Genomic DNA, 12,452 nt, shown 5'->3' with positions numbered 1-12,452 from the left:
CCGAGCTGGGCCCGCCTGCGGCCCAGCCGGTACTGTACTTTAGTGGATCACCGGCGTGAGTTCACCTTTCTTGTACTTCGCCGCAAGCGCCTCGAGCGCGAGCGGTTTGAGCCGGCCGGCCATGCCTTCGCAGCCGAACGCGAGAAAACGCGCCTTGCAGACGGCTTGGGCGGCCGCGCGCGCCGGCTTGAGGAAATCGCGCGGATCGAACTTCGACGGGTTCTCGACGAGGTAGCGGCGGATCGCGCCGGTCATCGCGAGGCGCAGGTCAGTATCGATATTGACCTTGCGCACCCCGTGCTTGATGCCTTCCTGGATTTCCTCGACGGGCACGCCGTAGGTTTCCCGCATGTCGCCGCCGAACTCGCGGATCTCCGCGAGCAGGTCCTGCGGGACCGATGACGAACCGTGCATCACGAGGTGCGTGTTCGGAATCCGTGCGTGGATCTCCTTGATTCGACCGATCGAGAGAATGTCCCCGGTGGGCTTCTTGCTGAATTTGTAGGCGCCGTGCGAAGTGCCGATCGCGATAGCGAGTGCATCGCATTGAGTCTGGCGCACGAAGTCCGCAGCCTGCTCGGGGTCGGTCAGCAACTGCTCGCGGGTCATCATGCCATCCGCGCCGTGGCCGTCTTCCTTGTCGCCTTTCATCGTTTCGAGCGAGCCGAGCACACCGAGCTCAGCCTCAACCGTCACCCCGACAGCGTGCGCCATCTCGACCACCCGGCGCGACACGGCGACGTTGTAGTCGTAGCTCGCGACCGACTTGCCGTCTTCCTCGAGCGAACCGTCCATCATGACGCTCGTGAAACCGCTGCGCATCGCCGCGATACAGACTGCGGGCGACTGGCCGTGATCCTGATGCATGACCACTGGCAGATGAGGATAAGACTCGACCGCAGCTTCGATCAGATGGCGCAGAAACGGCTCGCCCGCATATTTACGGGCACCCGCCGAGGCCTGCATGATCACCGGGGCGTTGACTTCATCCGCCGCCGCCATGATCGCCTGGATCTGTTCGAGGTTGTTGACATTAAACGCAGGCAGCGCGTAACCGTGCTCCGCTGCATGATCGAGCAGCTGGCGCATTGAAACGAGAGGCATGTTTACTCCTTGGGACTGTGTAGAAACCTTGCGGCCCGGCTCGCCTCTCGCAAGCACAGGGCCAGGGCGTCGCGTGCGCCGATCATTGCGCGGCGCGACACCCTTTGAAGCAGTTGCCCTCGCGCGTTCAGATCGGCTCGCCGATCCGCACGATCTTGAGGGTATTGGTGCCGCCCGCCTGGCCCATCGGCTCGCCGACGGTCAGCACGATCTTGTCGCCATGTTTCGCAAAGCCCTTGGACACGATGATGTCGATCGCATCGGAGAGCGCCGCATCACGGTCGCGGTTCGAATCGATCGCGACCGGCGTCACATTGCGGTACAAGGACATCGCGCGCACGCTGGACTCGCGCGGCGTCAGCGCGTAGATCGGCACGTGAATCCAGTGACGGCTCATCCAGAGCGCCGTCGCACCCGATTCAGTCAGCGCGACGATCGCCTTCGCATCGAGGTGATACGCCGTGAACAGCGCGCCCATCGCGATCGACTGGTCGATCCGCGTGAAGGTCCGGTTCAGGAAGTCGTTGTCGAGCTCGACATGTTCGGACTTTTCGGCCTCGACGCAGATCGCCGCCATCGCCTCGATCGTTTCGACCGGGTACTTGCCGGCGGCGGTCTCGGCCGACAACATCACCGCGTCCGTGCCGTCGAGCACCGCGTTGGCGACGTCCGAGACTTCGGCACGGGTCGGCACCGGGTTCTGGATCATCGACTCCATCATCTGGGTCGCGGTGATCACGACCTTGTTCGAGTCGCGCGCCATCCGGATCATGCGCTTCTGCAGAGCCGGCACGGCTGCATTGCCGACTTCGACCGCGAGGTCGCCGCGCGCGACCATGATGCCGTCCGACGCATCGAGAATCGCCTGGAGCACCGGGATCGCCTCGGCACGTTCAATCTTCGCGATCATCTTCGGGCGGATGCCGTACGGCTCGCCCGCGATATTGCCGAGCTGACGCGCCATTTCCATATCGGTCGCGTTCTTCGGGAACGACACGGCGATATAGTCGGCGCCGAGCGACATGGCGGTCTTGATGTCCTCCATGTCCTTCGCCGTCAGCGCCGGCGCGGTCAGGCCGCCGCCCTGGCGGTTGATGCCCTTGTTGTTCGAGAGCTCGCCGCCGATCTTGACGACGGTGTGGATCTCGTCGCCGACGATCCGCGAGACGGTCAGCACGATCAGGCCGTCGTTGAGCAGCAGCACGTCGTTCGGCTTCAGGTCGCGCGGCAGGTCCTTGTAGTCGAGCCCGACTCGCTCGTCATTGCCGAGTTCGCACGCGGCATCGAGGATGAACGGTTGGCCGGCGATCAGCATGACCTTGCCTTGCGCGAACTTGCCCACGCGGATCTTCGGTCCCTGGAGATCGGCCATGATCGCGATTTCGCGGCCGCACTGGCGGGCGGCCTCGCGAACCGTCTCGGCGCGTTCGCGATGGTCGTCAGCCTTGCCGTGCGAAAAGTTCAGCCGCACAACATCGACGCCAGCCTTGATCATTTGCAACAGGGTGTCGAAGGAACTCGAAGCTGGGCCGAGTGTTGCGACGATTTTAGTGGCGCGATGCATGGATCTCCTCGTTCTGCTATGGGCAGTTTCGTTGAATGACGCAGCCGTTGACGACGCACGGATGTCCCGTGAATCGAGGGCTGTCGGGTTTTGTATTCTTGTAGGCGAAGCATCGGCCGGCGACAGGCTGCCGGCAGCGGCCGCCGGCGCGGCGATGGGTGTTGAGCAAGCGTCCGGGCTCGCGGACGAAACGCCCTTGAAACCCACGGCATCGGCCTCGACCGCAGCGCTCGCCGCTTCAGTGGTCGCCTTAAGCGCGGCCAGCACCGCCACGACATCGTGTGCGGTCTCGCTCGCGACCGGCATCGTGCTGGTTACACCGCTCTGCAGGGCCGGCTCCACATCGGAGTTGGCAGGCGTATCGGCGATCTGATCGGGTGAAGCCTTCCTGCGGCGGGAGGTCATGTTATTGGGCCCGCGATTCAAGTACGGCGACGGCAGGCAGCGTCTTGCCTTCCAGGAATTCGAGGAAGGCTCCGCCGCCCGTCGAGATATAACCGATCTTGTCGGCGATGCCGTATTTCGCGATCGCCGCGAGCGTATCGCCGCCGCCGGCGATCGAGAACGCCGGCGACTGCGCGATCGCATGCGCGAGCGTCTTCGTGCCCTGCTCGAACGCGTCGAACTCGAACACGCCGACCGGGCCGTTCCAGACGATCGTGCCGGCCTCGGCGATCTGCTTCGCGAGCACGGCCGAGGTCTGCGGGCCGATATCGAGAATCAGGTCGTCGGCCGCCACATCGGCGACCGGCTTCGTTTGCGCCTTCGCGTTCGGCGAGAACTCCTTGGCCGTCACGACGTCGGTCGGCACCGGCACCGAAGCGCCACGTTGCTTCATCAAATCGATGATCGCCTTCGCTTCGTCGACCAGATCGGCCTCGGCGAGCGACTTGCCGATCGGATGACCGGCGGCGAGCAGGAAAGTGTTCGCGATGCCGCCGCCGACGATCAGCCGGTCGACCTTTGCGGCAAGCGCCTTCAGGATCGTCAGCTTGGTCGAGACCTTCGAGCCCGCGACGATCGCGACGAGCGGTCGCTTGGGCGCGCCCAGGGCGCGGCCCAGCGCATCGAGTTCCTGTGCGAGCAGCGGGCCCGCGCAGGCGATGGGCGCGTATTTCGCGATGCCGTGGGTCGTCGCTTCGGCGCGATGTGCCGTGCCGAACGCGTCGTTCACATAAATATCGCAAAGCTTCGCCATCTTCCGGGCGAGCTCGTCGGAGTCCTTCTTTTCACCCTTGTTGACGCGGCAGTTCTCGAGCATCACGAGCTGGCCCGGCTTCACGTCGACACCGTTCTCGACCCAGTTCGCCACCAGCGGCACCTCACGGCCGAGCAGTTCGGCAAGACGCTTCGCAACCGGTGCGAGCGAGTCTTCCGGCTTGAATTCGCCTTCGGTCGGACGTCCGAGGTGGGAGGTGACCATCACCGCCGCGCCGGCTTCGAGTGCCTGGCGGATCGCCGGCGCCGACGCACGGATACGCGTGTCTTCGGTGATATTGCCCTGGTCGTCCTGCGGCACGTTCAAGTCGGCGCGGATGAACACTCGCTTGCCGGAGAGCTTGCCGTCGGCGATCAGATCGGAAAGACGCAAAACTTGGGTCATGTGAATGTGGGTGGTCTGGTGGGTGATTGAAATCGTAACTCGGAGGCCGTGGCTCGCGGGTCGTCGGGACGCCGTATGACCGGCAGCAACAGCCCCCTCAGACCCCTCGGGTGTGAGGGAAGGGTATTTTACCTGATCCGACCGGTGTTCCAATGTGACAGAGATCACCGCGCCGGGCAGGAAGTCACGCTGCCTGAGGCCCGCCGGGCGTTCCCGCGAACCTCGACTATGCGCGAAGCCCCGCTGAATTGCACCCTGGCCGAATGGCTGACGAAATACCTTCACAAACTTACGAAAACCTACACGCACAGGCCGGAATGCCCGCACTTTGCGCACGATGTTGGAAAACGCGCAGCCGCGCGGCGCACCTGATTTACAATGCTGGACTTGGCTCAACGCCCGCTTTAGAACCCACATTAGGAGAATCGTGATGTCCATGGCCGACCGCGACGGCAAGATCTGGAAGGATGGCAAGCTGATCGACTGGCGCGACGCGCAGATCCACGTCCTGACCCATACCCTGCACTATGGGATGGGAGTCTTCGAAGGCGTGCGCGCATACAAGACCGTGGATGGCACGGCGATTTTCAGGCTTGCGGAGCATACGAAGCGGCTGTTCAATTCGGCCAAGATCTTCCAGATGGAGATTCCGTTCGACCAGAAGACCCTCGCCGAAGCCCAGCTCGAAGTCGTGCGCGCGAATGGGCTCGACTCCTGCTATATCCGCCCGATCGTCTGGGTCGGCTCGGAAAAGCTCGGCGTGTCGGCCAGGGGCAACACGATCCACGTCGCGATCGCGGCCTGGCCTTGGGGCGCCTATCTGGGTGAAGACGGCCTCGCGAAGGGCATTCGCGTCAAGACCTCGTCGTTCACGCGCCACCATGTGAATGTGTCGATGGTCCGCGCGAAGGCCTCGGGCTGGTATGTCAATTCGATCCTCGCGAACCAGGAAGCGACTGCCGACGGCTATGACGAAGCGCTGCTGCTCGACGTCGACGGTTATGTCTCGGAAGGCTCGGGAGAAAACTTCTTCCTCGTGAACAACGGCAAGCTCTATACGCCGGACCTCGCCTCCTGCCTCGACGGCATCACGCGCGACACGGTCATCACGCTCGCGCGCGCGGCCGGCATCGAAGTGATCGAAAAGCGGATCACGCGCGACGAGGTCTATACCTGCGACGAGGCGTTCTTCACGGGAACGGCGGCCGAAGTCACGCCGATTCGCGAGCTCGACAATCGCACGATCGGTAGCGGCAGCCGCGGCCCCATTACCGAGAAGCTGCAAAGCGCATTTTTCGAGATCGTCGAAGGCAAGAACCCGAAATACGCGCACTGGCTGAGCAAGATCTGAGAATCCGGGCGGCGTCGGGTGCCAGACAGACCCGGGTGCACAGGCCCCACGCGCCGGCTCGCCGGCGCGGCGCAGGCCGGCATGCGGGTGCAGCAGAAGAATCCACGAGGGCCGGGCCACCGGCCGACGAAAATCGATTGAGTATTTCGTAGAAGAACGGTTCCCATGAGCGAAAACACCGCGATGCCGCTGGTCGAAGTCAGCGCCAAAGATCTTCCCGTCTATTGCCCGAACCCGCAGATGGCACGCTGGAGCTCCCATCCGCGCGTGTTCATCGACGTCACCCACGGCGAAGCGCGCTGCCCGTACTGCAGCACGCGCTACAAGCTGCGCGCCGGCGAAGTGCTCAAGGGTCATCATTGAGCCTGCGCCGCGCGCTCGTCATCGCGCCGAACTGGATCGGCGATGCACTGATGGCGCAGCCGCTGTTCACCCTGCTGAAGCGGCTGAACCCCCGACTGACGATCGATGCGCTCGCGCCGGCCTGGGTCGCGCCGGTGCTCGAGCGCATGCCCGAGATCAGCGCGGTTCACTCGAGCACCCTCGCGCATGGCAAGCTGCAACTGCTCAATCGCTGGCAGCTCGCGGGTGACCTGCGTGAAGAGCGCTACGATGCCGCTTACGTGCTGCCGAATTCGCTCAAGTCCGCCCTGATTCCGTGGATGGCCGGGGTCCGGCTGCGCATCGGCTATACGGGCGAGTTCCGCCACGGCCTGCTCAATGTGCGCCATGCGAATCCGCGCAAGGATGCGCGTCCACCCATGGTGCGGCACTACGCGGCCCTGGCCTATGCGCCGGGGGCGAGCCTGCCCGACGATTTGCCGCTGCCGCGCATCGAGTCCGACCTGAACGAAGGTGTGCGCGTGTCGAACCGGTTTACGCTCGACAACCGCGTGCCGCTCGTCGTGTTCTGCCCCGGTGCGGAATTCGGCCCTGCGAAGCGCTGGCCCGCCGAGCAGTTCGGCGCGCTTGCGCAGCTCGTGCGGCATGCGTTCCCGTATGCGCAGATCGTCGCGCTCGGCTCGCCGAAGGATTCGCCGATTGCCGCGGCCATCGCGGAGCACGCGCCGTTCGTGCGCAACCTCTGCGGCCAGACTTCGCTGTCCGATGCTTGTGCGCTGATCGGCCGGGCGAGCGCGGTCGTTTCAAACGATTCAGGACTCATGCACGTGGCCGCGGCGCTGCGCCGTCCCCTCGTCGCGCTCTATGGATCGTCGGATCCGCGCCATACGCCGCCCCTCTCGGAAAGCGCGAAGGTACAATGGCTCCATCTCGAATGCAGCCCGTGCTTTCAGCGCGAATGCCCGCTTGGGCATTTCAAGTGCATGCGCGACCTGAGCCCCGAGCAGGTGTTCGAGCAATTGCGCGAAATGCTGGTCGCGCGCCGCTAGTGCAGGCGACCGCCCGGGCAACGCCGGGCGCCACTTGAACCGCCGCAACTTTTGAACAAACGATGCCACGATTTGCCCGCCTGTTCGAAGCTGCCGCCGATACCCTGCACGCGTTCTACCGTGCGGTCAGCGAAGCCAATCTCGACGGTCTGATGGATCTGTGGATCGACGAGGAATTCGTTTCCTACATCTGTCCCGATGGCTCCCATCTGCATGGACTTGACCAGATTCGCTCCGGCCTTGCCAAGCAGTTCGAATTGTCGCGTACCGCCATCGAGCCGCTCGACATACGCGTGTACGACAGCCTTGGCACGATCGTCTATGCGGTCGCCGAGGCGCATCGCGCGGCAGGCGAAAACGATGTGCCCGAAATGGTGTTCTCGACCTATGTGATGGTTCATGAGCGCGGCGAATGGCGCATCGCCCATATCCATTCGAGCGTGATGCCCGCGAAAGCCGCCGACCAGTTCGCCACGCGCCTGCACCGCGACCAGGGGCCGCTGCACTGATGCCCGCGGGCACGGATGCAGCCTGAACGCAGGCAGACGATGACACCGCCGCTCTATATCGCTCCGCGCTGGTTGCCGAGCGGCCATCTTCAGACCATCGTGCCGGCCAAGTTCGGCAAGCTGCGGCCGGTGCATTTCGAGCGCGAACGCTGGGATGCGCCGGACGGCGACTTTGTCGATCTCGATCTGATGGGCTTCGGGCTCGGATGCGCGCCCGAGGCCGGGCGCGACGCCCCGCTGCTGGTGCTGTTCCACGGGCTCGAAGGCAGTTCGGCGAGCCACTACGCACTCAGTACGATGGCCCTCGTCGGGGCGCGCGGCTGGCAGGGCGCGGTCCCGCATTTTCGCAGTTGCAGCGGCAGCATGAACCTGGCGCCGCGCTTCTACCATTCGGGTGACAGCACCGAGATCGACTGGATCCTGCGGCGGCTACGAGCACGGCATCGCGGCAAGTTGTTCGTGGCTGGCATATCGCTCGGCGGCAATGCTTTGCTGCGCTGGCTTGGCGAGCGCCGCGAAGACTCGGCGGCAATCGTCGATGCGGCTGCGGCCGTCTCCGCGCCCGTCAATCTCGCGGCGGGCGGCCAGGCGCTGTCGGGCGGCTTCAATATGGTCTATACCCGTTCGTTTCTCAAGACCATGAAGTTCAAGGGCTTGCGCAAACTCGAGCAGTTTCCGGGCTTGTTTGACCGCGAGGCCATGCTAGGGGCGCGCGATCTCCACGATTTCGACGATATCGTCACGGCGCCGCTGCACGGCTATCGCGACGCGGACGACTACTGGCATCGTGCGTCGGCGATTCATGTGCTCGGCGAAATCGCCGTGCCGACGCTTGTACTCAATGCGCGCAACGATCCTTTCCTGCCCGCGCATGCGCTGCCGACCCGCGCACAGGTGAGCTCCTCGGTCGAGCTCGAGCAGCCCGCGACGGGCGGCCATGTCGGCTTCATGACGGGAGCGTTTCCCGGACGGCTCGATTGGCTCGGCACCCGGCTGCTCAATTTTTTCGACGCGTTCGCACGCTAGGCTCAAAGGCTATCCATGGATGACATCGTCCGACAGGCCTTGGCCAAATGGCCGAATGTGCCAGCCTGCTACGGCTGGTTGCTGCTCGACCGACGCGGCAACTGGCGAATGCGCGACGAAGTCGTGCAGCGCGATCGCGGACTCGGCACGCCGATCCGCCATGCGGCGCTGAGTGCCTTCATCGTGCGGAACTACGATGTCGATGCGAACGGGCAGTGGTATTTTCAAAACGGCCCGCAAAGGGTCTATGTCGAACTCGAGTACGCCCCATGGGTCGTGAGATTGCTCGAAGGTAGCGACGGCAAGCTCGCTTTGACAGATCAGACCGGCGCTGACTGGGACCCGGACGGTTGCTGGCTCGACGATCAGGGTGCGATCGTGTTCAGCGGTCATGCGGCGGGCGATCGACGCGAACGTGTCGGCGTGCTCCACGATCACGATCTCGATCTGTTTGCCGATCGATTGGAAGATCGCGAGACGATGCCAGTGAGAGCGGCGAACTTGCCGAACATGCCGCGCGACGATGGACAGCAGCATTTCATGTGGCAAGACGGCACGTCATTTCCCGTGCAGTCGATTCGCGCCGAAGAACTCGGCCAACGCTTCGGCTTCGTTGCAAGCCCCGCGCAACGAGTTGCAGGACTGCCGCCCTAGTTCAGCACATCCTTCTCCTGCTTGTCCTCCTTGTACTGCGCCTCCATTTGATGAAGGCGCGCTTCGATCGCCGACGCTTCGTAGAAGTTGATGCCCTTTTGCGCGCGCGCTTCCTTGAGATGTTCGGTCGCGGCGGGCCACGCACCGCGCAGCGCGAGCCGTTCGGCCATCGCGCGATGCGCGGCGACGCTATCCCCAAGTGCGCTGCTCGACTGGGCAAGATAGGACCACCACGCGGACTGCTCAGGCTCCTTGACTGTCTGCAGCCGCGCCACCCCCTGCGCCTGTTCGTACCGATGCGCGCGCAACAGCGCGTCGAGCTGAACGTCGATCACCGCATTCGATTTCGGCCAGACGCGCCGTGCCGCATCGGCAAGGCGCAGCGCGTCCGCGTCGCGACCTTCGAGTGAGGCCAGTCGAGCCGCCATGACCGCGAGGCTCGGGGTATCGGCCTGGGGATTCTTCATCTGCTCGCGGAACAATTGCCGGGCATTCTCGAATGCGGCATTCGCCGCCTCGAAGTCGTTGAGCCTCAACTCCGCGAACGCCACGCCATACCAGCTACCCGCGGGATACAGCGAGGTCTGGTCGTGGATCTCCCCGCGCATGCGCCGCACGACTTCGCGCAGATCGCTTGGCCAGTTGGCCTGGAGAACCTGCGCACGCGCACGCACAAATGCGTATTCGGGGTTCTGTGTCGGTTGCCTGTAGGGAGCCCGACGTGCGCGGTCTTCCATGTCCGCGATACGCTCGGTCGTCAACGGGTGCGTGCGCGCATAGGCGGGTACCACCTCGCTATCGGAAGAGCCCTTTTCAAGACGGCGGAAAAACTCCGCCATCGCATAAGGATCGTAGCCGGCGCCTTCGAGCATCCGGAAGCCGACGCGATCGGCCTCGTGCTCGGCCGAACGTGAGAAGCGCAACTGGTTGTCGACCGCAAGCGCCTGCGATCCCAGCACCAGCGCTTCACCGAGGTCCGCGCTGTGCGCGACCAAGCCCGCGAGCGCGCCGAACAGCAGGCCGGCCAATGCCGCATAGCCCGTGCGCCGCTGTTGGCCGATCATCCGCGCGATATGCCGCTGCAGGACGTGGCCCATTTCGTGGCCAAGCACCGAGGCAAGCTCCGACTCGGTCTGCGTGACCTGGATCAGTCCCGTGTTCATGCCGATAAAGCCGCCGGGCAGCGAGAAGGCGTTGATCTGCGGGTCGCGCACGCCGAACACCTCGAACTGGGGAACATAGACACCCAGATAGGCATCCTGCGCCGCAACAGCGAGTTTGTACGAAACGGAATCGAGATAGTCGACGAGCAACCAATCGTCGATATAGTCCGGATCCGAGCGGATCTCGCGCATCACGCGCTCACCGAGCTTGCGTTCGGCCTGCGGTGTGAGTTCGCCTCCAGAGCCATCGCCGAGGCTCGGCAACTGCTGGACCACAAAGGGATTGCCGAAGCCTGTCGCTGATTCAAGCGCGCTGACGGTCGAGCCCTGGGCGTCGATCGTGTCCTGCGGGTCCTTGGCACTGCGCCGGAATTCGCGGGGCAGCGGCGGCACGATCGTCAACGCCGAGGCGGGCAAGGCCGCCGCCGCCTTCTGCTGACGATAGGCGACCGTGCCGGTCGTCACTGCGCGATCGCCGGATGCAGGCCAGTTCGCCCTACCCTGAGCCAGTGCGGCGGTGGCAGTAGCGCCCGATGCCGCTGTGTCCACGCCCGTATTCAGCGCCTGTGCGAACAGGTAGGGCTGAGGCATGGCCAGCGAAACGACCAGGAAAGCGATCAACGAAGATTTCACAGCGCACAGAATAGAGGTTCGGAGAAGGTCTCGTCACGTGCGGGACCGTGCTGACGTGCTGCTATGATAAGCGCCTGCCGAAAGCCAAGAAACAGGAATGAAAGGATGCCCGAACTGACCCACTTTGATGCTGCCGGTCGTGCCCAGATGGTCGATGTAGGCGACAAGGATGTCACGCGGCGCGTCGCCATCGCGCGCGGGAGCATCCGGATGTTGCCGGAGACGCTCGGCGTGATCCGTGAAGGCCGTGTCAAGAAAGGTGATGTGATCGCGATAGCGCGCATCGCCGCGATCCAGGGCGCCAAGCGCACGGCCGATTTGATTCCGCTTTGCCACCCGCTCGCGCTCACACGCGTGACGGTGGATTTCGAATTCGACGATGCCTTGCCTGGCGTGCACTGCTCGGCACAGGTCGAAACGATCGGTCGGACCGGTGTCGAGATGGAGGCGCTGACCGCTGTGCAGATCGGGCTGTTGACGATTTATGACATGTGCAAGGCGGTGGATCGGGGGATGGTCATGACCGAGATCGGGCTCACCGAGAAGATCGGCGGCAAATCCGGACATTGGGTCGCGCAGAGTTAAGACACTGTTTTCAATGACGGGACAGCGCGAACTGTCCCGTTGTCCAAGAAGGCAGTCAGCATCATGGCCGACCTCCCCCCTCTTTTCCCGGCGATCTATGCGATTCAAATCCGAGACGGGTTCTTTAGCGTATCGCGAATTTCACGCAACAGCAGAACGTCTTCAGGCGTCGCGGCGGGCGGCGGTTCCTGATGCTTGCGCAGGTTGTTGATGAACTTGACCATTAGGAAAATGATGAACGCGAGAATGATGAAGTTAATCAGCACCGTGATGAACGCGCCGTAGCCCAATACAGCGACGCCTGCCGTCTGTAGGTCCTTGTACGAATCGGGATTACCTTTGAAGGACGGCGGTATCTGACCGAGCTTGACGAATAGATTCGAGAAGTCAAGACCGCCTGTCACGACACCGACGAGCGGCATGATAAGGTCCTTGACTAGGGAGTTTACGATGATCGAAAACGCGCCGCCGATAATCACACCGACAGCCAAATCCATCACGTTGCCCTTCAGGGCGAAGTCCTTGAATTCCTGAACAATGCTCATGTGCAGTTTTCTCCGGTTAAGGACATTTGGACGTTACTAACCGCATTGCTATTTCGCCGATGCTACAGACATGCTTTCCCATGATCGGGGTGAAATCCCTTCGCCTTGGCGTCGGCTTCGGACATGTATGCACCGTTCTTCGTCTTGCCGTAATACTTGTCGTTCGGGTAATGGTAGACCTTGGTGTTGTTGTTCACCCAGACCTTTCCAACCCCACCCCGCTGCGGAAGCCACGGTTGAAGCAATCTTTCCCGGCAATATGCGCCACAGTCGCTGGATCAGGAACTTCGAAAGGGCCTTTTGCGACCGACGTGCAACTGCGCA

The 12,452-nt window shown here is 63.3% G+C and carries 12 protein-coding genes and 1 pseudogene; 7 read left to right on the top strand and 6 right to left on the bottom strand.

The features are described from left to right. Positions 1-39: 39 nt before the first annotated feature. From fba to HV670_RS05055, 3 genes are all read right to left on the bottom strand, one after another. The gene (gene fba, locus HV670_RS05065) at positions 40-1,104 is read right to left on the bottom strand and encodes a class II fructose-bisphosphate aldolase (RefSeq protein ID WP_175103540.1); all 1,065 of its coding nucleotides are present in this window, start codon (positions 1,102-1,104) and stop codon (positions 40-42) included. A 127-nt stretch (positions 1,105-1,231) separates the two neighbouring features. Further along, positions 1,232-2,668: a pyruvate kinase gene (gene pyk, locus HV670_RS05060; RefSeq protein WP_175103675.1), complete on the bottom strand. Its 1,437-nt coding sequence runs from the start codon at positions 2,666-2,668 to the stop codon at positions 1,232-1,234. Positions 2,669-3,074: 406 nt separating this feature from the next. Beyond that, entirely contained in the window at positions 3,075-4,271 is a 1,197-nt protein-coding gene (locus HV670_RS05055; protein ID WP_175103539.1) for a phosphoglycerate kinase, read from the bottom strand. A gap of 430 nt (positions 4,272-4,701) precedes the next feature. Between HV670_RS05055 and HV670_RS05050 the strand changes: the two genes are divergently transcribed. From HV670_RS05050 to HV670_RS05025, 6 genes are all read left to right on the top strand, one after another. Next, positions 4,702-5,622 (top strand): branched-chain amino acid transaminase, encoded by a 921-nt coding sequence (locus tag HV670_RS05050; protein WP_175103538.1) that lies wholly within the window; start codon positions 4,702-4,704, stop codon positions 5,620-5,622. Between the two features lie 165 nt (positions 5,623-5,787). After that, positions 5,788-5,985 (top strand): zinc-finger domain-containing protein, encoded by a 198-nt coding sequence (locus HV670_RS05045; protein ID WP_175103537.1) that lies wholly within the window; start codon positions 5,788-5,790, stop codon positions 5,983-5,985. Between the two features lie 2 nt (positions 5,986-5,987). Beyond that, a complete protein-coding gene (gene waaF, locus HV670_RS05040) occupies positions 5,988-7,013 on the top strand; it encodes a lipopolysaccharide heptosyltransferase II (protein WP_175103674.1) in 1,026 nt (341 codons plus the stop codon). Between the two features lie 62 nt (positions 7,014-7,075). Further along, a complete protein-coding gene (locus HV670_RS05035) occupies positions 7,076-7,522 on the top strand; it encodes a nuclear transport factor 2 family protein (RefSeq protein ID WP_175103536.1) in 447 nt (148 codons plus the stop codon). Positions 7,523-7,561: 39 nt separating this feature from the next. Continuing rightward, positions 7,562-8,548 (top strand): YheT family hydrolase, encoded by a 987-nt coding sequence (locus tag HV670_RS05030; RefSeq protein ID WP_175103535.1) that lies wholly within the window; start codon positions 7,562-7,564, stop codon positions 8,546-8,548. 15 nt (positions 8,549-8,563) lie between these two features. Then, entirely contained in the window at positions 8,564-9,202 is a 639-nt protein-coding gene (locus HV670_RS05025; RefSeq protein WP_175103534.1) for a DUF2946 family protein, read from the top strand. Here the strand turns inward: HV670_RS05025 and HV670_RS05020 are convergent. After that, a complete protein-coding gene (locus tag HV670_RS05020) occupies positions 9,199-10,986 on the bottom strand; it encodes a M48 family metalloprotease (RefSeq protein WP_425511383.1) in 1,788 nt (595 codons plus the stop codon). The genes HV670_RS05025 and HV670_RS05020 overlap by 4 nt on opposite strands. Before the next feature lie 117 nt (positions 10,987-11,103). Here HV670_RS05020 and moaC point away from each other — a divergent pair, with 117 nt between their 5' ends. Then, complete coding sequence (gene moaC / locus HV670_RS05015; protein ID WP_175103533.1) at positions 11,104-11,583, top strand: cyclic pyranopterin monophosphate synthase MoaC; 480 nt, start codon at positions 11,104-11,106, stop codon at positions 11,581-11,583. A gap of 104 nt (positions 11,584-11,687) precedes the next feature. Here the strand turns inward: moaC and mscL are convergent, their stop codons facing one another. Further along, positions 11,688-12,128: a large conductance mechanosensitive channel protein MscL gene (gene mscL, locus HV670_RS05010; RefSeq protein ID WP_175103532.1), complete on the bottom strand. Its 441-nt coding sequence runs from the start codon at positions 12,126-12,128 to the stop codon at positions 11,688-11,690. Positions 12,129-12,190: 62 nt separating this feature from the next. Next, positions 12,191-12,346, bottom strand: a pseudogene (locus HV670_RS31830) (DUF3761 domain-containing protein); the annotation flags it as partial. Positions 12,347-12,452 lie beyond the last annotated feature (106 nt).

This window comes from Pararobbsia alpina (assembly GCF_902859895.1).
Classification (GTDB): Bacteria; Pseudomonadota; Gammaproteobacteria; order Burkholderiales; family Burkholderiaceae; genus Pararobbsia; species Pararobbsia alpina.
The sequence above is the reverse complement of the archived record's forward strand: the minus strand, read 5'-3'. Positions and strand labels throughout refer to the sequence as shown.